Annotated in this window: 21 protein-coding genes and 1 riboswitch; of the genes, 13 read left to right on the plus strand and 8 right to left on the minus strand. The window is 70.8% G+C overall.

The annotated features are described in order from the left end of the window. The first annotated feature begins 535 nt into the window (after positions 1–535). Positions 536–2596 (plus strand): S9 family peptidase, encoded by a 2061-nt coding sequence (locus tag ACSC1Q_RS36655; RefSeq protein WP_436763319.1) that lies wholly within the window; start codon positions 536–538, stop codon positions 2594–2596. Further along, on the plus strand, positions 2593–3621 hold the full coding sequence (gene mgrA / locus ACSC1Q_RS36660; RefSeq protein WP_436763320.1) for an L-glyceraldehyde 3-phosphate reductase: 1029 nt from the start codon (positions 2593–2595) through the stop codon (positions 3619–3621). Before ACSC1Q_RS36655 ends, mgrA begins: the two co-directional genes overlap by 4 nt. 88 nt (positions 3622–3709) lie before the next feature. On the opposite strand, the gene ACSC1Q_RS36665 is transcribed toward mgrA, so the two are convergent. Continuing rightward, the gene (locus ACSC1Q_RS36665) at positions 3710–6136 is read right to left on the minus strand and encodes a lysylphosphatidylglycerol synthase transmembrane domain-containing protein (protein WP_436763321.1); all 2427 of its coding nucleotides are present in this window, start codon (positions 6134–6136) and stop codon (positions 3710–3712) included. A gap of 73 nt (positions 6137–6209) precedes the next feature. On the opposite strand from ACSC1Q_RS36665, the gene ACSC1Q_RS36670 reads away from it, so the two are divergent. The 3 genes from ACSC1Q_RS36670 (at position 6210) to ACSC1Q_RS36680 (ending at position 10640) form a co-directional block, all read left to right on the plus strand. Beyond that, positions 6210–6647: an RpiB/LacA/LacB family sugar-phosphate isomerase gene (locus ACSC1Q_RS36670; protein WP_436763322.1), complete on the plus strand. Its 438-nt coding sequence runs from the start codon at positions 6210–6212 to the stop codon at positions 6645–6647. 58 nt (positions 6648–6705) lie between these two features. Then, entirely contained in the window at positions 6706–8496 is a 1791-nt protein-coding gene (locus ACSC1Q_RS36675; RefSeq protein WP_436763323.1) for a M28 family metallopeptidase, read from the plus strand. 128 nt (positions 8497–8624) lie between these two features. After that, positions 8625–10640: a molybdopterin-containing oxidoreductase family protein gene (locus ACSC1Q_RS36680; RefSeq protein WP_436763324.1), complete on the plus strand. Its 2016-nt coding sequence runs from the start codon at positions 8625–8627 to the stop codon at positions 10638–10640. 69 nt (positions 10641–10709) lie between these two features. On the opposite strand, the gene ACSC1Q_RS36685 is transcribed toward ACSC1Q_RS36680, so the two are convergent. The 3 genes from ACSC1Q_RS36685 to ACSC1Q_RS36695 form a co-directional block, all read right to left on the minus strand. After that, positions 10710–11090, minus strand: coding sequence for a pyrophosphohydrolase domain-containing protein (locus ACSC1Q_RS36685; RefSeq protein WP_436763325.1), 381 nt, complete (start codon positions 11088–11090; stop codon positions 10710–10712). A gap of 71 nt (positions 11091–11161) precedes the next feature. Then, positions 11162–11860: a response regulator gene (locus ACSC1Q_RS36690; protein ID WP_436763326.1), complete on the minus strand. Its 699-nt coding sequence runs from the start codon at positions 11858–11860 to the stop codon at positions 11162–11164. Next, positions 11857–13056, minus strand: a complete 1200-nt coding sequence (locus tag ACSC1Q_RS36695) for a sensor histidine kinase (RefSeq protein ID WP_436763327.1) — start codon at positions 13054–13056, stop codon at positions 11857–11859. The genes ACSC1Q_RS36690 and ACSC1Q_RS36695 overlap by 4 nt, the downstream gene beginning before the upstream one ends. Positions 13057–13264: 208 nt before the next feature. On the opposite strand from ACSC1Q_RS36695, the gene ACSC1Q_RS36700 reads away from it, so the two are divergent. Continuing rightward, positions 13265–14068 carry a hypothetical protein gene (locus ACSC1Q_RS36700; protein WP_436763328.1) on the plus strand — a complete coding sequence of 268 codons (804 nt, stop codon included), beginning with the start codon at positions 13265–13267 and terminating at the stop codon, positions 14066–14068. 113 nt (positions 14069–14181) lie between these two features. Further along, complete coding sequence (locus ACSC1Q_RS36705; RefSeq protein ID WP_436763329.1) at positions 14182–14646, plus strand: hypothetical protein; 465 nt, start codon at positions 14182–14184, stop codon at positions 14644–14646. A 177-nt stretch (positions 14647–14823) separates the two neighbouring features. Here the strand turns inward: ACSC1Q_RS36705 and ACSC1Q_RS36710 are convergent, their stop codons facing one another. From ACSC1Q_RS36710 to ACSC1Q_RS36720, 3 genes are all read right to left on the minus strand, one after another. Continuing rightward, positions 14824–15195 (minus strand): VOC family protein, encoded by a 372-nt coding sequence (locus ACSC1Q_RS36710; protein ID WP_436763330.1) that lies wholly within the window; start codon positions 15193–15195, stop codon positions 14824–14826. A gap of 122 nt (positions 15196–15317) precedes the next feature. Further along, positions 15318–15641: a DMT family transporter gene (locus tag ACSC1Q_RS36715; protein ID WP_436763331.1), complete on the minus strand. Its 324-nt coding sequence runs from the start codon at positions 15639–15641 to the stop codon at positions 15318–15320. Positions 15642–15660: 19 nt separating this feature from the next. Then, a riboswitch (guanidine-III (ykkC-III) riboswitch) is annotated at positions 15661–15726 on the minus strand. A gap of 19 nt (positions 15727–15745) precedes the next feature. Beyond that, positions 15746–16531, minus strand: coding sequence for a class I SAM-dependent methyltransferase (locus tag ACSC1Q_RS36720; protein ID WP_436763332.1), 786 nt, complete (start codon positions 16529–16531; stop codon positions 15746–15748). Positions 16532–16712: 181 nt separating this feature from the next. Between ACSC1Q_RS36720 and ACSC1Q_RS36725 the strand changes: the two genes are divergently transcribed. From ACSC1Q_RS36725 to ACSC1Q_RS36750, 6 genes are all read left to right on the plus strand, one after another. Then, positions 16713–18542: an acyl-CoA dehydrogenase gene (locus ACSC1Q_RS36725; RefSeq protein ID WP_436763333.1), complete on the plus strand. Its 1830-nt coding sequence runs from the start codon at positions 16713–16715 to the stop codon at positions 18540–18542. Positions 18543–18868: 326 nt separating this feature from the next. Beyond that, positions 18869–19612: an NUDIX hydrolase gene (locus ACSC1Q_RS36730; RefSeq protein WP_436763334.1), complete on the plus strand. Its 744-nt coding sequence runs from the start codon at positions 18869–18871 to the stop codon at positions 19610–19612. Further along, positions 19609–20586 carry a lipopolysaccharide kinase InaA family protein gene (locus tag ACSC1Q_RS36735; protein ID WP_436763335.1) on the plus strand — a complete coding sequence of 326 codons (978 nt, stop codon included), beginning with the start codon at positions 19609–19611 and terminating at the stop codon, positions 20584–20586. The genes ACSC1Q_RS36730 and ACSC1Q_RS36735 overlap by 4 nt, the downstream gene beginning before the upstream one ends. A 53-nt stretch (positions 20587–20639) precedes the next feature. Further along, positions 20640–21596 carry a hypothetical protein gene (locus tag ACSC1Q_RS36740; protein WP_436763336.1) on the plus strand — a complete coding sequence of 319 codons (957 nt, stop codon included), beginning with the start codon at positions 20640–20642 and terminating at the stop codon, positions 21594–21596. A 429-nt stretch (positions 21597–22025) separates the two neighbouring features. Beyond that, complete coding sequence (locus tag ACSC1Q_RS36745; RefSeq protein WP_436763337.1) at positions 22026–23240, plus strand: adenylosuccinate synthetase; 1215 nt, start codon at positions 22026–22028, stop codon at positions 23238–23240. Between the two features lie 52 nt (positions 23241–23292). Beyond that, a complete protein-coding gene (locus ACSC1Q_RS36750; protein WP_436763338.1) occupies positions 23293–23517 on the plus strand; it encodes a DUF6458 family protein in 225 nt (74 codons plus the stop codon). A gap of 12 nt (positions 23518–23529) precedes the next feature. Here ACSC1Q_RS36750 and ACSC1Q_RS36755 read toward each other — a convergent pair whose 3' ends face one another. Beyond that, a complete protein-coding gene (locus tag ACSC1Q_RS36755) occupies positions 23530–23823 on the minus strand; it encodes a Dabb family protein (protein WP_436763339.1) in 294 nt (97 codons plus the stop codon). Between the last annotated feature and the right edge of the window lie 21 nt (positions 23824–23844).

The following is a 23844-nucleotide window of genomic DNA, read 5'->3' on the forward strand; positions in this document are numbered from 1 at the left end:
GTACACCATCACCCAGACCCGGCCAACCAGCCGAGCAGAACTCCGGGGCGTTCGTTTTGTTTTATTCTGTTCTTTCGTTGTGCCTTTATTCTTTCAGGCCCGCTTTTTCTTGTCAAACCGGCTCGTTGTGATCCGGTTGATTCGATCTAGCTGACCTGCTGGAATTAAGGCGGCTCCGTTTCCAGAGCAACCCCTCAAACTTACCAGCCCCTGAGCGGCTCTGCGAACCGATCTTCGGGACCGTTGGTTTCAAAGGGATTGTCGACAAACACGACACAAGCCAAACGGAAGTCACCGGAGTGATTGGAGTGGTTTGCGCCGGACCTTGCCGACATCAAAAGATTAGCAGCCCCCGAAGACCGCTCGAGACGTAACGGCGAACCCCACGGCAGGGAAACCGGGCCACCCCGACCAGCCGGCCCCCCCCCGGCCCCACCCGGCCGACCCGAACCAAGCGGACCGGCCGAGCGGACCGGCCAAGCCCGCTGAGCGGGTGGCTCCGAACAGGCGCCGGCGGAAACATAGACTCGGCTGAGTGAGCAGCCAGACGCCGCCGACGGCGAAGAAGGTTCCCAGCGAGCGCGTGCACCACGGGGACACCGTGGTCGATGACTACGCGTGGCTGACGGTCAAGGACGACCCGGAGGTGGTCGCCTACCTGGAGGCGGAGAACGCCTACACACAGGAGGCGACCGCCCACCTCAAGCCCCTGCAGGAGACGCTCTTCCAGGAGATCAAGGGACGCACCCTGGAGACCGACCTCTCGGTCCCCACCCGCAAGGGCGGCTGGTGGTACTACTCGCGGACGGAGGAGGGCAAGCAGTACGGCATCCAGTGCCGGGTGGCCGCCGACGGCGAGACGCCGCCCGAGCTGAAGGCCGGGGAGTCGCTTCCCGGCGAGGAGATCCTGCTCGACGGCAACGAGCTCGCCGGGGACTCCGACTTCTTCTCGATCGGCACCAGCTCGATCAGCCCCGACGGCACCCTCCTGGCCTACTCCACCAACTTCACCGGCGACGAGCGCTTCACCCTGAAGGTGAAGAACCTCGCCACCGGCGAGACCCTCCCCGACGAGATTCCCGGCATCTTCTACGGCGGCGCCTGGTCCGCCGACGGCACGACGTTCTTCTACACGACGATCGACGACGCCTGGCGGCCCGACCGGGTCCACCGGCACGCGATCGGGACCCCTGCCGAGGACGACGTGCTCGTCCACGAGGAGACCGACGAGCGGTTCTGGGTCGGCATCGGGCTCAGCCGCAGCGAGCGCTACCTGGTCCTCTCGGCCGGAAGCAAGATCACCAGCGAGGTGCGCGTCCTGGAGGCCGACGACCCCTCCGGCGAGTTCCGGATCGTCAGGCCCCGGGAGACCGGTGTCGAGTACGGCGTCGACCACGCGGGCGACCACTTCCTGGTCCTGCACAACCGGAACGCGGAGAACTTCGAGCTCGCCACCGCGCCCCTCGACGACCCCGGCGCCTGGACGCCGATCATCGAGCACCGCGCCGACACCCGGCTGCTCGACGTCGACGCCTTCGAGGGCCACACCGTCGTGCACTTCCGCAGGGAGGGCCTCACCGGCATCCGCATCCTGCCCCGCGACGGGGAGGCGTACGAGATCTCCTTCCCCGAGCCGATCTACGACGTGGCGCCGTCGGGCAACCCGGAGTTCGTCACGGGACGGCTGCGGCTCGGCTACACCAGCATGATCACTCCGCCGTCGGTCTACGACTACGACCTCGGCGCGCGCGAGCTGGTCCTGCTGAAGCAGAAGGTGGTGCTGGGCGGCTACGACCCGGCCGACTACGAGCAGTTCCGCGAGTGGGCGACCGCCTCCGACGGCACCCGGGTGCCGATCTCGATCGTGGTCAAGAAGGGCACGGAGCGGCCCGCCCCCACCGTGCTGTACGGCTACGGAAGCTACGAGATCTCGATCGACCCGTCGTTCTCCGTCGCGAGGCTCAGCCTGCTCGACCGGGGCTTCGTGTTCGCCGTCGCGCACGTCAGGGGCGGCGGTGAGATGGGCCGCCGCTGGTACGAGAACGGCAAGTTCCAGCAGAAGAAGAACACGTTCACCGACTTCGTCGCCGCCGCCGAGCACCTCTCCGCGGCCGGCTGGTCGAGCGCGATCGTCGCCAGGGGCGGCTCCGCGGGCGGGCTGCTGATGGGCGCCGTCGCCAACCTCGCGCCGGAGACCTTCGCGGGCGTGGTCGCGGAGGTGCCGTTCGTGGACGCGCTGAACACGATCCTCGATCCGTCGCTGCCGCTGACCGTGATCGAATGGGACGAGTGGGGCGACCCGCTGCACGATCCCGAGGTGTACGCGTACATGAAGTCGTACACGCCCTACGAGAACGTGGACGGCCGGGTCTATCCGCCGATTCTGGCGATCACCAGCCTCAACGACACGAGGGTTTTCTACCACGAGCCCGCCAAGTGGGTCGCGAAGCTCCGCGACGTCGCGCACGGCGGGCCCTTCCTGCTCAAGACGGAGATGGGCGCCGGACACGGCGGCCGCAGCGGCAGGTACGACTCCTGGCGCGAAGAGGCCTTCACCCTCTCCTGGATTCTCGACACGACGAAGGTGGCGCAATGACATATCTCGCGGCGAACGACAGGTACGACGATCGCCAGCCGTACAACAGGGTCGGCAAGAGCGGGCTCAAGCTGCCCGCCGTCTCCCTGGGGCTCTGGCACAACTTCGGTGACGACAAGTCCTTCGAGGTGCAGCGGGACATCCTCAGGAGGGCCTTCGACCTGGGGGTGACGCACTTCGACCTGGCCAACAACTACGGCCCGCCGCCCGGGACCGCAGAGACCAACTTCGGGCGGCACTTCCGCCAGGACTTCGCCCCGTACCGGGACGAGCTGGTCATCTCCACCAAGGCGGGCTACGACATGTGGCCGGGCCCGTACGGCGAGTGGGGCTCGCGCAAGTACCTGCTGTCCAGCCTGGACCGGTCGCTGGAGCGGATGGGGATCGACTACGTCGACATCTTCTACAGCCACCGGTTCGACCCGGACACCCCGCTTGAGGAGACGATGGGCGCGCTGGACCACGCGGTCCGGTCGGGCAAGGCGTTGTACGCGGGCATCTCGTCCTACTCGCCCGAGCACACCAAGGAGGCCGCGCGGCTCCTGCGGGAGATGGGCACGCCGCTGCTGATCCACCAGCCCTCGTACTCGATGCTGAACCGGTGGATCGAGGGCGGGCTGCTCGACGTCCTGGAGGAGGTGGGCGCGGGCTGCATCGCGTTCTCGCCTCTGGCGCAGGGCATGCTGACCGACCGCTACCTGAACGGGATCCCCGAGGGGTCACGGGCCTCGCAGGGGCGCTTCCTCACCCCGGACATGCTCACCGACGAGACGATGCGGCACATCCGCACCCTGAACGAGATCGCGGGCCGGCGCGGCCAGTCGCTGGCGCAGATGGCGCTGGCGTGGGCGCTGCGCGACAAGCGGGTCACCTCGGTGCTGATCGGCGCGAGCAGCGTCGAGCAGCTGGAGAACAGCCTCGCGGCGGTGGAGAACACCTCGTTCGACGCCGGGGAGCTGGAGGCGATCGACAAGGACGCGGTCGACGCGGGCGTCAACATCTGGGCCAGGTCCAGCGAGGCCTGAGCGTACGAAGGCGTACAAAGGCGAACGGAGGCCGCCGGTCCAGGTGACCGGCGGCCTCCGTCCGTGAGAGGACGCGGGCGAGGGCGGGTCAGAGCGCCTCGTGCCGCTGCAGGTATGTGAACGAGGCCCAGCCCGGCAGGACCGGCAGCCAGAAGGTCAGCAGCCGGAACAGCAGCACGGCCGAGGCCGCCACCTCGCTCGGCACGCCCGCCAGGGTGAGCCCGGCCGTGAGGGAGAACTCGACGGCGCCGAGCCCGCCGGGGGTCGGGGCGGCCGAGCCGATGGCGTTGCCCGCGAGGAAGACGATGGCGACGGCGGCGAAGTTGATGGAGCCGCCGAAGGCTCGGACACAGGCGTCCAGGCAGACCACGAAGAACAGGGTGAGCATCAGGGTGCCGCCGAAGCCCTCGACGATCTTCCGGGGTGACTGGAGGATGTCGAGCAGGCGCGGGACGACGCCGGAGAACAGCGAGCGGAGCCGCTTGGTGATCATGCGGCGCAGGCGCGGTACGCTCACGATGACCAGGATCAGCACGGCCACGGCGAGCAGCGTGATCACGAGCGTGCGCGACGGGGTGAACGACGAGGCGGTGTTGGAGCCGGTGATATAGGCGAACAACAGCAGCAGGGCGACGTGGAAGGCGAGCCCGATGAGCTGCGAGGCGCCCACGCTGGCCACCGCCTGCCCCGGAGGGATGCCGCGTTTCTGCAGGTAGCGGGTGTTGACCGCGACCCCGCTCACCGCGGCGGGCGCGACGAGCTTGACGAACGACCCGGCGAACTGGGCGAGCACCGTACGGCCGAGAGGCAGCTTCTCCGGCACGAACCCCATCAGCATGAGGGCGGCGGCGACGTAGCTCAGCATCGCGGCGACCAGCGCCACCCCGGTCCAGCTCCACTTGGCCGACGTGATCATGTTGAGGTTGATCTGGGTCAGGTAGTAGACCAGGAAGTACGCGGCGAACGCGGTGCCGATGATGGTGATCAGGGTCCGGGGACGGAAGCGCTCCAGGCGCACCTCCTCGGCCTCGGTCCTCGGCTTGAGCTCGACGATCCGGTCGCGGATCTCGGTGAGCAGCTCCTTGTTCCTGTTGAGCGCGGCCCTGGTCTCCCTGGTCAGCGCGATCCGCTGGAGCAGCGGGAGCGCGTCGGCGAGCACGCCCGACCCGGCCACGGCCGCCGCGGCGGCGACCGCCCGCCGGGCGCCGACGCGCAGGCTGAGGTAGGTGAGCAGCTGGGCGATGTCGAGGCGGAGCAGCAGGTCACCCGCGGCGATCTCGCCGCTGCGGGCGTCCGTCAGGATGACCCGGCCCTCGCCGTCGACGTGGATGCTGTCGCCGGTCAGCCGCCGGTGGGCGAGCCGCTGGACCTGCAGCAGCAGGACCTGCTCCCAGATCTGGGCGAGCAGGTTGTCGTCGATCTCGTCGTCGGGGATGCTGTCGAGCGCGCGGGTTTGGGTGTGCTCGTAGGCGAGCAGCGCGGCCTCGGTGCCGATCTCGCTGGTGCCGACGAGCCTGGGGGTGCTCGCCCCGGCCGCCTGCGCGGCGTACGCCATCAGGGCCTCGCGCTCCAGCTCGGCGCGGAGCGAGCGGATGGCCTTGCGGCGGGTCTCCGAGTTGAGGCGGATGCGACGCCAGAGGCGGTAGAGGACCCCGGCGACCTGGCGGTCACGGTCGAGGACGACGACGTCGAGGCGGCTGCCGTCCCTGAGGTCGACGGCATAGCGGCGGCTGCTCTGGTAGTCGTCGTCGAGCCTGCGGGCCTTGACGGGGACGAAGCCCAGCTTGCGGAGCGCCGCGACGACCGTGCTGCCCGGGGGGCGGGTGTTGGGGCTGCCCACGCCGTACAGGGTGGCGTAGCCGACGGCCAGCCCGACCAGGACGGAGACGACGATGCCGAGGATGGTGGCGGCGAGCCCGGCGAACAGGGCGACGGCGTTGAGCGCGACCGCGCTCCACAGGGCCGCCCGCCAGGTGGGGCGGCGAGATATTCGCACCGCGGTGACGTAGGCGATGATCGGGGTGAGCAGGGTGTTGATCGGCTCGACCCCGGTCCGGCCGCCGGTCAGCAGGACCCGCAGGTCCTCGGGGCCGGCGCTGACGATCCACTCGCCGAGCACGAAGGAGAACACCATCGCGGCGATGGCCGCGAAGAGCCCCTCGGCCACCCTGAGGCCGTCGCGGTGGAGCACCCGCTCGATGGCGAAGGCGACGGGCACGCCAAGCATCGCCGACGCGCTCAGCACCCCGGCCAGCCCGCTGAGCAGGAACGGCGCCCGGCTGGTGCCGTCGGCGACGTCGCCCTCCAGGCCGTTCAGGGTCTTCTTCGCGACGAGGGCGAGCAGGACCACGGCCACGAGCGTGAGCAGGGTCGCCAGGAAGCGCAGCAGGTCGGAGGGGCGGCGGATCCGCTGCGGGAGCAGCGGCTCGACGACGTGCACGGCGAGATCATCGTCCGTCGTCGGCCGTGTGCCGTCGACGGACGCCGTCTCGTCCAGTTCCCCGATTTTCGTCACCGCCTGCGATTCTGCACGCTCTGGATTACAGGTGCGTCACCGATCTTCTCCTTGAGTGCCCACAATCAGAGTCATGCGTATCTCAGTGGCCTCCGACAGTCTTGACGGTGTGGCTTCCATCTTGGTGTCCGCGATCGAAAAAAGAGGTCACACGGTGATACCTCACGGTGCCGTGACCGACGAGCGGGCCGACTGGGCGTGGTGCTGCGCGCGGGCCGCCGGGGACGTGGCCTCGGGGGCCGCCGACCAGGCGATCGTGTGCTGCTGGACCGGGACGGGCGCGTCGATCGCGGCGAACAAGGTGCCCGGGATCCGGGCGGCGCTGTGCGCGGACGCGGCCACGGCGGACGGGGCACGCCGCTGGAACGACGCCAACGTGCTGGCGATCAGTCTCCGGTCGACCTCCGCCCCGCTGCTTGAGGAGATCCTGGACGCCTGGTTCGCGGGGAGTCCCAGCCTCGACGAGGGGGACAGGGCGAACGTAGCGTACCTGTCCGAGATGGAGAATTGACTGTTCTACCTGCGGGAACAATCGATTTGATGGGTGACGGCCTGAAAAACTGGCCAGCATGTTCCGTCACCCGTCCGCGTCCCTCCGAGCCGCGTCCGAGGGCCGGGAAGCCCCCTCCGTCGCTCCGGGGAAGTTGCTGGCCGCGATCACCCTCGTCTCGGTCGTGTCCCTGGCCTCCGTGTCGGCCGTGTCCGCCGTCCCGGCCGGCGCGGCGCCCGTACCCAGGGGCGGTGACTCCGGGCAGACCGGCGCGGCGCCCGTCTCCGGGGGGCGTGCACCCGGAGCGGTGGCCGGGGATGCCCTTCCGCCGGGCGCGGAGGCGTTCGGGTCGTCGGTCAGGCTCGCGTCCCTCAAGAGGCACCTGGAGAGGCTCCAGGAGATCGCCCACGCCAACGGCGACACCCGGGCGGCGGCCACGCCGGGTTACGACGCCTCGCTCGCCTACGTCGCGGACAGGCTCCGTGCCGCCGGATACCGGGTCACCTCGCAGGAGTTCAAGATCTCCTTCTTCCGCGAGATCACGGCCCCGGTGCTCAAACGGATCCGGCCCGCCGCCAAGACCTACGTGGCCGGCACCGACTTCAGGACCATGACGTACTCCGGCTCGGGGAACGTGACGGCCCCGGTGCAGGGGGTCGATCTGACCCTGCCGCCGAAACAGGGGCCGGAATCCACCTCGGGGTGCGAGGCGAGCGACTTCTCCACGTTCGTCCGGGGCGACATCGCGCTGATCCAGCGTGGCACCTGCAGCTTCCAGGTCAAGGCGGAACGGGCCGAGGCCGCCGGCGCGTCCGGTGTGATCATCTTCAACGAGGGCCGGCCGGGCCAGGGAACCGAGGACCGCAGGGCCCTGCTCGGCGGTTCGATCAACACCTCCGCCGTGCGTATCCCGGTCGTCGGCACCGACTTCGCGACCGGCGAGGAGCTGGCTGCGCCGGGAACGAGGACGACACTCACCGTGGACGCCGAGAGCGCCCCCGACCGCAGGACGCGCAACCTCATCGCCGAGAGCGGCTGGGGGGATCCGGACAGGGTCGTCATGCTCGGGGCCCACCTGGACAGCGTCATGATGGGTCCCGGCATCAACGACAACGGCTCGGGCACGGCGGGCGTCCTGGAGACGGCGCTGGCGGCGAAGTCGCTGCGGACGAGGAACAGGCTGCGCTTCGCCTTCTGGGGGGCCGAGGAGCTGGGCCTGCTCGGTTCGAAGCACTACGTGGCCGCCCTGCCCCCGGCGGAGCGGGCGAAGATCAAGCTCTATCTGAACTTCGACATGATCGCCTCGCCGAACTACGTCTTCGGGATCTACGACGGCGACTCCTCCGGCCCGGTCGCCGGCGCGACCCCGCCCCCCGGCTCCGGCCGGATCGAGAAACTCCTCCAGGCGTACTTCGAGGCGGTGGGCGAGCCGTACCAGGACGCCGAGTTCAGTGGCCGTTCCGACTACGGCCCCTTCATCGCGGTCGGCATCCCCTCGGGCGGGCTGTTCACCGGCGCCGAGCGCCTCAAGACCGCCGAGGAGGCCGAAAAGTTCGGCGGCAGCGCCGGGGTCGCGTACGACAAGTGCTACCACCGGGCGTGCGACACCGTCGCCAACGTCAACGAGAAGGCGCTGAAGGTGAACGCCGAGGCGATCGCGACGGCGGCGTTCGCCTTCGCGTACGCCTCCGTGCTTCCCGGCGCTCCAGGCACCCTCGGTGGTCGCGAGGATCTCGGGCGTCGTGAGGGGCCCGGCGAGGGGGTCGGTAAGGGGGTCGTCGCACCTGGCGGGCCGGGGACCGGCGCGGGCGGTCTGGAGCCCGGTCACGACCATGGGCACGACCACGGGCACGGCGGTCTTCTCAGGTGACGCGCCTTCTCGGGTGACACGTCCCCGATGGCGCCGAGGGCTGTGAGAGGCCGGACGGCGAGGCGGGAAAGGGGTGGGAAAGGGAACGCGCGTGCGTCCCGGCCGGGGGGCGCGGCTACAGTCGGGGCATGTCGTCAGGCGAATTGCGAGTGCTGGGGGCGTGCCCGCTGGACTGCCCCGACACCTGCTCCTGGGTGGTGACCGTCCGGGACGGCGATGCCGTCAAGATGCGCGGCAATCCGGACCACCCGTACACCCGGGGCGCGCTCTGCGTGAAGGTCAACCGCTACCTGGAGCACACCCGGGCGGCCGACCGCATCCTGCACCCGATGCGGCGGGTCGGCCCCAAGGGGTCCGGGCGGTTCGAGCGGATCAGCTGGGACGAGGCCCTGGAGGAGATCTCCGTACGGCTGCGCGGCATCGTCGACGAGCACGGCGGCGAGGCGATCTGGCCCTACCTGGGCACCGGCACGCTCGGATACGTCCAGGGGTCCGAGGGGATCGCCGGGAGGCGGTTCTGGAACGTCCTCGGGGCGTCGAGGCACTTCCTGAACATCTGCTCCTCGGCCGGGAACACCGGGCTCCGGCAGGTGTACGGCACGCCGGGCGGCATGGACCCGGAGACGTTCGCCCTGTCCAGGCTCATCCTGCTGTGGGGGACGAACACGCTGACGACCGGGCACCACCTGTGGAAGTTCGTCCAGGACGCCCGCGCGGCCGGGGCGCACGTGGTGGCGATCGACCCGATCCGCACCCGCACCGCCGAGCAGGCCGACGAGCACCTGCCGATCCGGCCCGGCACCGACGCGGCCCTCGCCCTGGGGCTGATGAACGTCGTCCTCGCCGAGGGCGCCGAGGACCGCGACTACCTGGAGAACCACACGAGCGGCTGGGAGAACCTCCGCGAGGAGATCCTGCGCCATCCCCCGGCGCGCGTGGCGGAGATCACCGGCCTGCCCGAGGCCGACATCCGGGCCCTGGGGACACGCCTGGCACACACCCGGCCCACCGGCATCCGGGCCACCATGGGCCTGCAGCGGCACGCGGGCGGCGGCACCGCGATGCGGACGATCGCCTCCATCCCGGGCGTGACGGGCGACTGGCGCCACCCGGGCGGCGGGATCGCGTACTCCACCAGCGGGCACGTCCACCTGAACATCGACACCCGCGACGACCTGCTCCCCGGGCCGGTCCGCACGCTCACCATGACCCGGCTCGCCGACGAGCTGGACGATTCGGTCAAGTGCCTGTGGGTGTACGCGGCCAACCCGATGGGCTCAACCTCCGGCCAGAACCGGGTCCGAGAGCGGCTGCTGCGCGAGGACCTGTTCACCGTCGTGATGGAGCAGTTCCCCACCGACACCGTCGACTACGCCGACATCGTCCTGCCCGCCACCATGCAGATCGAGCACGCCGACCTGCACGCGGGGTACGGGCACATGTACCTGCTGTGGAACGAGCCGGCCGTCGAGCCGCCGGGCGAGTGCCTGTCCACAACCGAGACGTTCCGCCGCCTGGCGCGGCACATGGGGCTCACCGAGCCGTCCCTGTACGACTCGGACCTGGAGCTGGCCGAGCAGCTGCTCGCCTCGGGACACCCCTCGCTGGAGGGGATCACACTCGACCGGCTGCGCAAGGAGGGCTGGGTCCGGCTCAGCGTGCCCCGGCCGTTCGTGCCGTTCACCGACGGCTTCCCGACGCCCTCGGGCCGGATGGAGTTCGGCCCGGGACCGGCCTACGTCCCGTCGCACACGGCCTCGGCCGCGCCGGGGCCGTACCCGCTGGCGCTCATCACGCCCGCCTCCCACACCTTCCTGAACACCACCTTCGGCAACAACCCCGAGCTGCTGAAGCGCTCGAAGGGCCCGCGGATCCTGGTCAACCCCGAGGACGCCTCGCGGAGGGGGCTGAGCGAGGGGCAGCGGGCCCGGGTGTTCAACGACGACGGCGAGTTCGAGGCAGTGGTGGAGATCAGCGAGAGGGTACGGCCCGGCGTGGTCGCGTCCACCAAGGGACACTGGCGCAAGCTCAGCCCGGGAGGCGCGACGGCGAACGCCGTGGTGGCCGCCCGCGACGCCGACATGGGCCGGGGCGCCGTCTACCACGACAACCTCGTCGAACTCGCCCCGCTCGCCGCCGAATGACCGTCAACCCCGGCGAACCCGGCGGATCCACCGGACCTGTCGGGTCCGGCGGCCCCGGCGGCGGAGTCGCTAAGCCTTCCGGCTCCGCCCTTTCCCCGCGAGCACCCCGGCCACGTCGGCGGGCGTGAAACCCGGCCCCTTGGCGGCCTTGCCGTTCTCGGTGCCGGACTTCGTCATGTTGGCCCGGTGCACCTCGGCGAGCACCCGGTCCAGGTCGATCCCGTACGTCAGGGCGGTACCGTACGCGACGTAGACCACGTCGGCCAGCTCGTGCGCGACACCGGCCAGATCGCCCGCCTCCGCGGCCTGCGCCACCTCGGCCGCCTCCTCGTCGAGGAACCCCTGCCGCAGGCGGGCCAGCTCCACGGGAGGCAGGCCGGGGGCGTCGGAGAGGGGAAGCCCGATCTTCTCGTGGAACTCTCGAACCAGGCGCGCCGGTGATCCATCCATGCGCGTCAGCCTAGGCCGTGCCCTCACCCCGGAAGGCGGCGCGGGCGGCCGGTGACCGGCCAACCTGGAGATCATGACGAGGGCGGGCCGGTGACGAGCCCGCCCTCGTAGGCCGCGATGACGAGCTGGGCCCGGTCACGGGCGGGCAGTTTGGCCAGGAGACGGCTGATGTGGGTCTTGACCGTGCCGACGGTGAGGTGAAGGTGCTCCGCGATCTCGGAGTTGGACATCCCCCTGCCGATGAGGGCGAGCACCTCGCGTTCGCGCTGGGTGATGTCGTCGAGGTCCCGCCGGGCCGGGGCGGGGCGAGGGCGCAGGAAGTCGGCGATGAGCCGGCGGGTGACCGTGGGCGCGAGCAGTGCCTCGCCGGAGGCGACGACCCGGATGGCGGTCAGGAGCTCGGTCGCCGTCGCGCTCTTGACGAGGAACCCGCTGGCACCGGCTCTGAGCGACGCGTACACATATTCGTCCTGGTCGAAGGTGGTGAGGATCAGGACGCGAACGCCGGCACCGGCCGGGTCGGCGCAGATACGCCTGGTCGCCTCGATGCCGTCCATGTCCGGCATCGACACGTCCATCAGGACGACGTCCGGCCGCCACCGGCGGGCCAGGAGCACGGCCTCGGCGCCGGTGCCCGCCTCGCCCACGGTGGCCATCCCCGGTGTGGTGTCGATGAGGACCTTGAGGCTGTCGCGCAGCAGGACCTGGTCCTCGGCGAGCAGGACCCGGATGGGCGGGGGCGGATCGTGCGGGGTGGCGTCTGCGGTCATGTCACGCCGCCGTTCGGGTCGTAGGGCAGTCGGGCCGCCACTCGGAAGCCTCCCTCCGGCCGGGATCCCGCGCTGAACGTGCCTCCGTACATCCTGGCCCGTTCGCGCATGCCGATCAGGCCGTGCCCGCCGTGGCCCGCTCGCGGCGGGCGGCCGTGGCGGGGGCCGTCGTCGACGACCTCGACCACGGCCTCCCTCCCGTCGACCTCCACGGTGACCAAGCAGCGGGTGGGCCCGGCGTGGGTGATGACGTTGGTCAGCGCCTGTTGCACGATCCGGTACACCGACACCGCGACCGCGGGAGGCAGCGCGGCGTCCTCGCGGACCGTCAGGTCCACCTCGACCCCGGCCGAGCGGGCGTCGGCGGCGAGTCCGGGCAGGCCCGCCACGCCCGGGACGGGCAGGCGGGCCTCCTGCAGATCGCCGTCGGAGCGCAGGAGGCCGAGCACCCGGTGGATCTCGGTGAGCGTGCTCCGGCTGGTCTGCTCGATGACGGCCAGCGCGGCGCGTACCTCCTGCGGGCGGGCGTCGGCGACGTGGTTGGCCACGGTGGCCTTGACGGCGATCAGGCTCATGCTGTGGCCGATGACATCGTGCAGTTCCCGGGCGATGCGCCTGCGCTCGTCGGCCACCGCGGCGTCGGAGAGGTGACGAACGAGGCGGGCGGTCATGTCCCGCCTCCAGCGGACGGTCGTCCCGACGGCCCATCCGGTGACCAGCAGCACGCAGATCACGCCGATCTCGATCGGCCAGGACGGCGGCATCTCGCTGGGCGTGGCCGCGGGCGGGAGGCCGGGGAGCACCCGCGCGTAGAAGACCAGAATCGCGGTCACCGCACCGAACACGCACGCCACCAGGCCCGTCACCGACCATCGGACCGGGACGGTGGCGGCCACCACGTACAGCACGAGCACGGTCGGCACGAAGGACAGCCAGGTCACGCCCACCGCGACGGCACCGGCCACGGTCACCAGCACGCCCGTGACGCACGCCAGGGCGAGCATGACCCGTGGCCGGCGCCGCCGGACGGCGATCGGGAGGCTCACGACCGCGGCCACCGGCCAGGCCGACCAGGCGGGCCACCACGACGACGATCCCGGCGGATCGACGATGGCGTATCCGACGAGCAGCGCCACGACCACCGCCACCGCCGCGTCGGCAACGCCCCTTCCACCGAGCCGCCGAGCCCACTCCATGACGAGAAGCTATCGCCTCACCGGATCACCCGGCATCCGCCCCCGGTCAGACACCCGTATCTGACCTGGGTCGTACCACCGGCTCGTGCGCGGCGGCCAAGATGCGACCCGAGCCAGACGCGTCCCCGCCGCACCGCCCGTCACCATGCTGATGCGCCCGGCGTACCACGCCGGGACGCACCACAACCGACAGGATGGACGGACACCCATGAACGTCGCGCCGCGCGGGCGAATCACACGATGGCGACAGGCCGACGCGGACCGGCGGGCCGCCAACGCCGAGGCCAACCTGAACCGGCAACCCCCGTTTCCCGGGCGATGGGTGAGCGCCTTCTCGCTGATCGGCGGCCCCACCCTGCTCATGACCGGGATTCTCCTGCGCTCCCAGTTCCACTACTTCTTCCCTCAGCAGCTCACCGCCTACACCCGGCACCCCACCCTCATCACCGTCTCCTACGCCTGCTTCGCCTTCGGGATCGTCCTGCTGTGGCCGGCGATCATGACGCTGGCGCAACGGATCGCCGCCACCAACCCACTGTGGGGAATGTGGGGCGGCTGTCTGGTGATCCTCGGCCTGTTCACCCGGACCTTCCAGTTCGGCACCGATCACCTGGCCTTCCACCTGACCGACAGCTTCGGCCTGCAAGCGATGATCACCGGCATCGACGACTACTACCTGGCCTGGCGGGACACGCGCTGGCACCCGTTCAGGGCACTGTCCGGGCCTGCCTTCCTCGGCTGGGTCGTGCTGGCCATCGGCGCCTACCGCTCCGGCGCCCTGGGGCTGGGCCGCTCGATCGCACTCGGCCTGATGTCGGCGCTCGCGCTCGGGACGCTCAAGGGCACCGAACCGCAGTCCGTCATCGCCGTGGGCGGCCTCTGCGTCGCGCTCATCCCCCTGGGAATCTCCCTGCTGCGCGGCGGCCCCCCGCCGACCAGGCGCGCCCTGCTGTGGGTCGTCGTCTTCATCGTCTGGCACATCCTCGGCACGCTCTACGGTCCGAGGGGATGACGACCCTCGTGTTCCGCCCGTACATCCCCGACCGCTGCCGGTCTCGTCACCCCGGGGACAGTCAGGGTTGCTCCCCGATGTGGGCAAGGGGGTGGGGAAGGCACTCTGGGGACATGAACGACGAACTGACTCGACGTGACGAGATGTCCCTCGCCGGAGCGGCGCTGCGCGGTGCTCCCTGGAAGGCCGCGGCGGTGACCGGCGGCGCGGTGGCGGCCACCAGCCTGGGGCTGGACCTGCTCTCCGGAGGCCTGGATCTCGCGTGGGCGATGATGGTCGGTATCGGCCTGTTCTCGCTCGTCGCGGCCATCGGCTCGATCAGCAGGCCCGACACCGGCGACCGGGTGACCCGGCAGGCCCGGCTCTGGGCGCTGCGCCACCCCTGGAGGTTCTCCCTCTATCCCGCGCTCGGCTCCGCCATCCTGCTGTACCCGGTGCAGCTCGTCTTCGACGGCGAGGGCGTCTTCGGGGCGGCGCTGGACGCGCTCCAGGGGGGTGTCGTGGTCTACCTGATCACGGCGGTCGTGGCCCTGACCCTCAAGGGACGCGGCCAGGCCTCGCTTCCCGGTGGCCGCTGAGCCTCATGGCCCGATAGAGCCACCGAGCCCCGCGGTCCGGCCGTCCGGCCGTCCGGGCCCCCGGTGGCCCTCCAGGGTTTCCGGGGTCCTCCGGGGCTACGCGGTCGCCCGGTCTCACGGCCGGTCCCGCGGCCCGATCGGGCCTTCTCGCGGACCGGGCCGGGACCGTCGAGAACGTCAGACCCTCTCGTACTCGGCGCGGCAGACGCAGAACTCGTTGCCCTCGGGGTCGAGCATCGTGACCCAGCCGCTGCCGTCGGGGTTGCGGTGGTCCCCGGAGATCGTGGCGCCGAGGTCGGCGAGGCGTTCGACCTCCTCGTCGCGGGTGGTGCCCGCCGAGCCGGTGAGGTCCAGGTGGACGCGGTTCTTGCCCGCCTTGTCCTCGGGAACCTTGATGAAGAGCAGGTCGACCCGGCCACCCTGGAGGAGGACCTCGTCGTCGTTCTTCTCCGTGTCGGGGTGGAGCTCCCCGCCGGTGGCGTCGCGCCAGAAGGTCGCCAGCTCGTACGGCTGGGCGCAGTCGAAGGTCACACAGTGAACGTCAATCATGAGCCCACCCAACCCGACACCACCAAAGCCGTCAAGCTGGTTTCGGGCAAGCCGTTCCAGGATCCGCAGGTCACGCTGCCCGACGCGTCCCGTACGGCCCGCCGAAACCCCCTGACGGGTGGTCAGTGGCCGCCTCCGGCGAGGTTGAGCCCGACGACGCCCGCGATGATGAGCAGGATCGACGCGATCTTGAGTGCCGACGCGTTCTCGCCGAGGACGACGATACCGAGCGTGGCGGTGCCGACGGCTCCGATGCCGGTCCAGACGGCGTAGGCCGTACCGACCTCCAGGGTCTTCAGGCCCAGGGCGAGCAGGCCGAAACTGAGCACGCCGAAGACCGCGAAACCGAGGCTCGGCAGCAGCTCGGAGAATCCTTCGCTCAGCTTGAGCGAGTACGCCATCGCGACTTCGAACAGACCGGCGACCAGAATGAAGACCCAGGCCATGACAGCTCCTTCTTGATCAGGAGCGTCGTCTTTGCCTGCCGGGTACGGCGCGTCTCGTCCGGAAACGCCCTCTTGAGCGTTCTATCGAAGGAACGAGCCGGATCTCACTTTGATTCCCACCAGAGTGTGAACCACCGGTCGCGAGGCACCGGCCACATGTCCAGCTCGACCACCGCCGTGATGACCTCGTCGGCCCGCTCCTGGCCGAGGCAGAGCCTCCGGCAGGCGCTCTCCGCGAGGTCGACGAGCCGGGTGAAGCGGGGCAGCGGGGCCACCCGCCACTCGTGGCGGACCCGGTGGCCGAGCCCCTCCGCGACGGCGATCACGTCGTGGGCCGTGGGCCCGCCGGGGCGGGTGATGCCGTGGAAGTGCTGCCAGAGGGGGTTGAGCCAGCTCATCGGGTGCCGGCCGGTGAGTTCCAGGACGACTCGGGCGCGGGCGTGGCGGGTGAGCTCGGTGAGGAACTCCGCCAGGTAGGGCACGTCGTAGACGACGTGGGCGGAGACCGCGACGTCCGCGACCGGCGTGCGGTCCGCGACGTCGGGCCAGCGGCCGGCCACGATCCGGGCGGGAACGCCGAGCGCCGTGGCCCTGGAGGTCAGCTCGGCGAGCATGGCGTCGGAGGGGTCGACCGCGATCAGCTCCCCCAGGCTCCGGCCCAGCGGCAGGGAGGCCGCGCCGGTCCCTGCACCGACGTCCAGCACGCTTCCGCCGGGCGGGAGGGCCTCGGCGATCCGCGCCAGGGTGGGGCCCCCGGGAACCGCGAGGGCGAGGTCGGTGCGCTCGGCGAACCGTGCCGGGGAGTGCCCCCAGGGACTCACCGGCGCCCTGGCCGCGATCTCCTCGGGGATGCCCCACCTCCCGAGGTCGGCCCGCCACTGCTCGTCCATGGGACGAGCCTAGGAGAAGCTTTCCCCGGCCGTCGATCGACCCCGCCGGAGCGTCCGCGGGCCGTATGACGAACGTCCTAGTAGGGGTTGTTTTCTAGGGGTTACTCGCGGGTAGCATTACAGGTAACGTTACTGGCGAGTATGGACAGTTCCGGATCCCCGGTTTCAAGGAGCAGACCCCATGGGCCACTACAAGAGCAACGTCCGTGACCTGGAGTTCAACCTCTTCGAGGTCTTCGGGCGCCGGGACATCCTGGGCACCGGCCTCTACGCCGATCTGGACGAGGACGTCGTGCGGAGCGTCCTGGAGGAGGTCAACCGTCTCGCCACGGGCGTGCTCGCCGACTCCTTCGAGGAGGGCGACCGCACCCCGCCGGTGTTCGACCCCGCCACCGGGTCGGTGACGATGCCGAAGGGCTTCCAGAAGTCCTTCGCCGCCTACCGCGACGCGGGCTGGACCAACCTCGGCCTTCCCGCCGAGATGGGCGGCCCCGGCCTGCCGAGCAGCGTGAGCTGGGCCCTGGCCGAGCTGGTGCTCGGCTCCAACCCCGCCATCTGGATGTACTCCAGCGGCCCGGCCTTCGCCCACATCCTGCACACGATCGGCACCGAGGACCAGCGGCGCTACGCCGAGCTGGCCATCGAGAGGCAGTGGGGCGCCACCATGGTGCTCACCGAGCCGGACGCCGGCTCCGACGTGGGCGCCGGCCGCGCGAAGGCCGTCAAGCAGGACGACGGCACCTGGCACATCGAGGGCGTGAAGCGCTTCATCACCAGCGCCGAGCACGACCTGTCCGACAACATCTTCCACCTGGTACTGGCCCGCCCCGAGGGGCACGGCGTCGGCACCAAGGGCCTGTCGATGTTCCTGGTCTCGAAGTACCACGTGGACCTGGAGACCGGCGAGCTCGGCGAGCGCAACGGCGTCTACGTCACCAACGTCGAGAAGAAGATGGGCCTCAAGGTCTCCACGACCTGCGAGGTCACCTTCGGCGGCGAGCACCCGGCCGTGGGCACGCTCATCGGCGAGGTGCACGAGGGCATCAAGCAGATGTTCATGATCATCGAGCACGCCCGGATGATGGTCGGCTCGAAGGCGATCGCCACGCTCTCCACCGGCTACCTCAACGCCCTCGCCTACGCCAAGCAGCGGGTGCAGGGCGCCGACCTCACCCAGATGGCCGACAAGTCGGCCCCCCGCGTGACGATCACCCACCACCCGGACGTACGCCGGGAGCTGATGCTCCAGAAGTCGTACGCCGAGGGCATGCGGGCCCTGGTCATGCTCACCGCCACCTACCAGGACGACGTGCTGATCGCCGGGCACGAGGGCCGCAGGGACGAGCACGCCGAGGCGATGAACGACCTGCTGCTGCCGCTGGTCAAGGGCGTCGGCTCCGAGCGCTCGTACGAGCTGCTGTCCCGCTCGCTGCAGACCCTGGGCGGCTCCGGATACCTGCAGGACTACCCGATCGAGCAGTACATCAGGGACGCGAAGATCGACTCCCTCTACGAGGGCACCACCGCGATCCAGGGCATGGACCTGTTCTTCCGCAAGGTCCTGCGCAACCAGGGGGCCGCCCTCGGCTCGCTGTACGCGGACGTGAAGGCCTTCTCCGCCTCCGAGGCGGGCAACGGGCGGCTGAAGGAGGGGCGCGAGCTCCTGGGCGAGGCCGCCGACGACGTCAAGGCCATGGCCGACACCATGGCGGGCTGGGCGATCGGCTCGCTGGAGACCCCGCAGGAGGTCTACAAGGTCGGCCTGAACACCACCCGGTTCCTGCTCGCCCTGGGTGACCTGGTGATCGGCTGGCTGCTGCTGCGCCAGGCCGAGGTGGCCCTGGCCGCGCTGGGATCGGCCACCGAGGGGAGCGACCACGCCTTCTACACCGGCAAGGTCTCCGCGGCCGCGTTCTTCGCCCAGACCGTCCTGCCCCGCATCGCCGCCGAGCGCCGCACGCTCGACGCCACCGACCAGGACCTGATGGACCTGCCCGAAGAGGCCTTCTGATCCTTCTGACCCTTCTGACTCCTTTGTGAACTGGTCCGAGCCTCGCCGCTTCGGGCCGGAAGACCACCTGCTCCCGCGGCAGGCACGATGAGGGACCGGCCCCGTTCTCACGAGGCCGGTCCCTCATCCGTTTTCCGGCTCCTCGCGTTGCGACGAGACCTCACGGACGCCCTGGAGCGGAAGCCTGAACGGCCGGCCGCCGATCCGCCCCACCCGGGGTTCGGCACCCGGAGCGCGACGAACAGGGACGGATCATCGCGAAGTCATTGACAGCGGCACACTGTTATTCTCATACTGAGACTGTCTCAATCTGAGAAGGACATGTGATGGATGAATCCGAGTTCCTGGCCGGGTACGACCCCCGGGCATATCCGGCGGTCGCGGTGACGGTCGACGTGGTGGCGCTCACCATTCGCGGGGGCGGGTTGCGCGTTCTGCTGATCAGGCGGGCCGAGCAACCCTATGCGGGGCTGTGGGCGCTGCCCGGGGGGTTCATCCGGCCGGGAGAGGACCTGCCGCAGGCCGCGGCGCGGGAGCTGGCCGAGGAGACGGGGCTGGCCGGGCTGTCGGGCCGATTCCACATCGAGCAGCTCGCCAGTTACGGGGCGCCCGAGCGTGATCCCCGCATGAGGATCGTGTCGGTCTCCTACCTGGCGTTCGCCCCCGACCTGCCCGACCCGCGGGCGGGCTCGGACGCGGCCGACGCCTCCTGGCACCCGGTCGACAAGCTGCCCGAGCTCGCGTTCGACCACGACCGCATCCTTGCGCACGGGCTGGAGCGGGCTCGCGGCAAGCTGGAGTACACGCCGCTGGCCACCGCGTTCGCTGGCGAGAGGTTCACGATCTCCGAGTTGCGCGGCGTCTACGAGACGGTCTGGGGCGTGCCGCTGCACGCGGGCAACTTCCACCGCAAGATCCTGTCGGTGCCCGGCTTCGTGGAGGGCACCGGCGAGACCACCGAGAGCGGCGGGGCCAGGGGCGGGCCGCGCGCCAAGCTCTACCGGGCCGGCGACGCCCGGCTCCTGCACCCCGCCCTGCTGCGGCCGTCCAGGGAGGAGGAGATCAGATGACCACCACGGCCGAGGCGATCGCGCTGGTGACCGCCGCCCGCACACCCGAGGACCTGTTCGGCGGGGACTTCCCGCACCGGACGTACCGGAGGCTGGCGAGGCTGCTCCACCCCGACCTCGCGCCGGGAGCGGAGGCCGCCGAGGCGTTCAGCCGGCTGGCGGGGCTGTGGGCGGCCCGCGACGGGGCCTCGGGAGCCCCGGAGCGGGCCAAGGAGACGGTGATCACCACCAGGCGGGGCACCTACCGGATCGGGGGCGTCTTCCGGCGGGGCGCGTCGGCCGTGCTCTACGGGAGCGGCTCCGACACGCTGCTCAAGCTCCCGCGCAGCCACGCGGACAACGACCTCATGCGCCGCGAGGCGGAGTCCCTGGAGACGATCGCGCGCGACGGCGACCCGCTGCTCCTGCCGTACGTGCCCCGCCTGGTGGAGTCGTTCCGGCACCGCTCGGACGGGGTCGAGCGGCAGGCCAACGTGATCAGCCGGGTGCCGGACGGGTTCCTGAGCCTGGACGAGGTCAGGCGGCGGCGGCCGGTGCTCGACGTGCGGGACGCGGCGTGGATCTGGCGGCGGCTGCTGGTGGCCGTCGGCGCGGCCCACCGGGCGGGGATCGTGCACGGCGCGGTGTTCGGCCAGCACGTCCTCGTCCACCCGCTCGACCACGGCCTGGTGCTCGTCGACTGGAGCCAGTCGGTCCCGCTCGGCACCCCGATCACCGCACTCGTGGCCAGGCACCGCGACGACTACCCGCCCTCGGTCCTGGCCAGGAAGCCCGCGACCCCGGCCACCGACATCCATCTCGCCACCCGCTGCGTGGCCGCCCTCATGGGCGACCCCGTCCCCGCCCCTGTCAGGAACTTCGTCCGGGGCAGCCTGCTCAGCCCGCCGAACGACGCCTGGCGGCTGCTGGGTGAGCTCGACGACCTGCTCGACGACCTGTACGGGCCGAGGAAATACCGGCCGCTCCATCTTTGACCTTCGACAACGACCTCACAGCACGTCGCACCCCCGATCCGAGGAGATCATCCGTGGGAAGCGGAAACTGGTCCACCGACGTCTACTCCGCCGCCGCGAGCTACCGCGCGGCGAAGGGTTCGAGCGCCTTCGCCTACAGCGACAGCGGCGCCCGCTCCGCTCACCCCGACCTCGACCCGCGCGGAGTGGCGCTCCGCGAGAGCCGCGACTCCGCCGAGCACCCCAACTCCCTGGCCGTGGCCGTCCTGTTCGACGTGACCGGCTCGATGGGCGGGGTGCCCCGCACCCTCCAGACCAAGCTGCCCGACCTGCTCGGCCTGCTGCTCCGCAAGGGGTACGCCACCGACCCGCAGATCCTCTTCGGCGCCATCGGCGACGCCACCTGCGACCGGGCCCCGCTGCAGGTCGGCCAGTTCGAGTCCGACAACCGGATGGACGAGCACCTGGGCAAGATCCTGCTTGAGGGCGGGGGCGGCGGCCAGATGACCGAGTCGTACGAGCTGGCGATGTACTTCATGGCCAGGCACACCTCGATCGACTGCTTCGAGAAGCGGGGCCGCCGGGGCTACCTGTTCATCATCGGCGACGAGCTGCCCTACTCGCACGTCAGCCGGCGCGAGGTCGAGAGGGTCGTCGGCGAGCGGCCCCGCGAGGACATCTCGACCAAGGACATGGTCGCCGAGCTGACCAGGACCTACGACGTCTACTACATCCTCCCCGCCGGGGCGAGCCACGCCGGGGACGGCCGGGTGCTGGCCGCCTGGCGCGAACTGCTCGGCCAGAACGTGCTGGAGCTGGACGACCTGGACGCGGTCTGCGAGACCATCGCGCTCACCGTCGGCCTCGGCGAGGACGCCATCGACCTGCGGGAGGGGCTGGACGACCTCGACGAGCTCGGCTCGAACGCCGGAACCGCCGTGGGCAAGGCCCTCGCCAAGCTCGACCGGGGCACCCTCGTGGTGGCCGACGGGCTCGACCTGGGCGGCGACAGCGGCGTGATGCGGCTCTGAAGACCTCCCCGCCGTGCGGCGGCCACCGCGAAAGCGGCGGGGAGTGCCACCACGAGGGGAGGCGGTCCCTCCCCGGCGGGGACAACGCCCCGCCGGGGAGGGACTTCCGGTGAAGGGACCTCGGTAAAGGGATCTCGGTGCGGGGCCTTCCGGTGAAGGGACTTCCGGTTGAGGGGCCTCGGTACAGGGATTTCGGTGCGGAGCCCTCAGTGCGGAGCCCTCGGTGCGGAGACCTCGGTGCAGGGACTTCGGTGCAGGGGCCGGGAACGCCCTGCCGGGGAGGGATCTCCGGTGGAGAGGCGAGCGGGCGATACGCCGCCCGCTGAAGCGGCCGGGAGCGCCATGCCGGGAGGGGCCGGCGGAGAACGACTCGCCGGTGAGAAGGGGAAGAGGAGGAGACGAGGGTGAACAGGGTGAACAGGTGGACACATGCGTGAGCACATGATCGTGACCGACCTCGGGTACGGCGACGCGGGGAAGGGCACGGTCGTCGACTGGCTCTGCGCCCGCGGGCCCGTCCAGGCGGTCGTCAGGTTCAACGGGGGCGGGCAGGCGGGTCACAACGTCGTCCTGCCCGACGGGAGGCAGCACACGTTCGCGCAGTTCGGGTCGGGCACGTTCAGGGGCGTGCCGACCCATCTGTCCAGGTTCATGGTGGTGGATCCGCTGTCGCTGGCCAAGGAGGCCGACCACCTGGCCAAGCTGGGGGTCCCCGACCCGTTCTGCCTGCTCACCGTGGACCGGGACGCCCTGCTCGCCACCCCGTACCACGTGGCGGCGGGGCGGGCCAGGGAGCTGGCGCGCGGGGCGGACCGGCACGGGTCGTGCGGGATGGGCGTCGGCGAGACCATGGCCTACGCACTGGAGCACCCCGGCCTCGCGCCGGTCGCGGGCGACTGCGCGGAGCCGGTCCGGCTCGCCCGCAAGCTGCGCGCGCTCCGCGAGGCCCTGGGGGTGACCGGGCCGCCCGTGGAGGCCTGCGTCGACGCCTACCGGGCGTTCGCCGAGCGGGTGATCCTGGTCAGCTCCTCGTTCGTGACCGCGCTGCTGCGCAGGCGGCCCGTGGTCTTCGAGGGGGCGCAGGGGGTGCTGCTCGACGAGTGGCACGGTTTCCACCCGTACACCACCTGGAGCACGACGACCTTCGCCAACGCGCTGGAGCTGCTCGACGGGGTGCCCGCCACCCGGCTGGGCGTGCTGCGGACCTACACCCCGCGGCACGGCCCGGGACCGCTGGTCACCGAGGACGCGGCGCTCGCGCCGCCCGAGGCCCACAACGGGACCGGTCCCTGGCAGGGGCCCTTCCGCACCGGCCGCTTCGACGCGGTGGCCCACCGCTACGCGCTGGCGGTCTCCGGCGGGGCCGACGCCCTCGCGCTCACCCACCTGGACGCGCCGGTGTCGCGCATGTGCGTGTCGTACGACATCGGCGAGCTCCCGGTGGGCACGGCGGGCGACCTGGAAGGGCAGGCCGGGCTGACGAAGCGGCTGCGGGAGGCCGGGCCGCGCTACGCCGACGGGATCGACGACTGGCCCGCGGCGGTGGCGGAGGCCCTCGGAGTGCCGGTGTGGCTGGGATCGTCGGGCCCCACCGCCGCGGACAAGGTCCTTCTCTCTGGTGTGATCACGCCAGAGAGGGTATGACCAAGTCCAGACTGTCTCTTTGCCTGGCGAACAGCCTTACCCGGAGGAACTCATGGGTGTCGGGGTCAGCATCTTCTTTCTCACGCTCGGCGCCATCCTCCGCTTCGCCATCGATCCCGACGTCCTCGGCGAGGCCGTGCACATCGACGTGATCGGCCTGATCTTCATGATCGTCGGTGCCGTCGGGATCGTGCTGAGCATCGTGATGGCCCCCAAGCGCGGGCACACGTCCGAGGATCGCCTGATGCACCGCGAGAACCAGCCCCCGGACGTCTGACCTCACCGTCGTCTAGACCTCGAACTGCGCCGCCGCCCGCGAGGCCACGATCGGCTTGATGTACTCGGCGATCGCGGCCTGGTGCAGCGGGTGGTCGCGGTAGACGACGAAGTCCTCGGCGCTGTCGAAGTCCGCGACGAGGGCGAACCGGTGGTTGCCCGGGTTCAGGCCCGCGTCGGGGCCGAGGGTGTAGGAGCGGATCTCCGTGATCGCCCCGGGCAGCTTGCCGAGCTCCGTGGCGACCCTGGCCCGCTGCTCCTCGGTGGACTCTTCCGTCCAGGTGAACAGCACGACATGCCGGAACATGATCTTCCCTTCGTTCGGGTG

Source organism: Streptosporangium heterodermiicola, assembly GCF_051390675.1.
In the GTDB taxonomy this organism is placed as follows: Bacteria; Actinomycetota; Actinomycetes; order Streptosporangiales; family Streptosporangiaceae; genus Streptosporangium.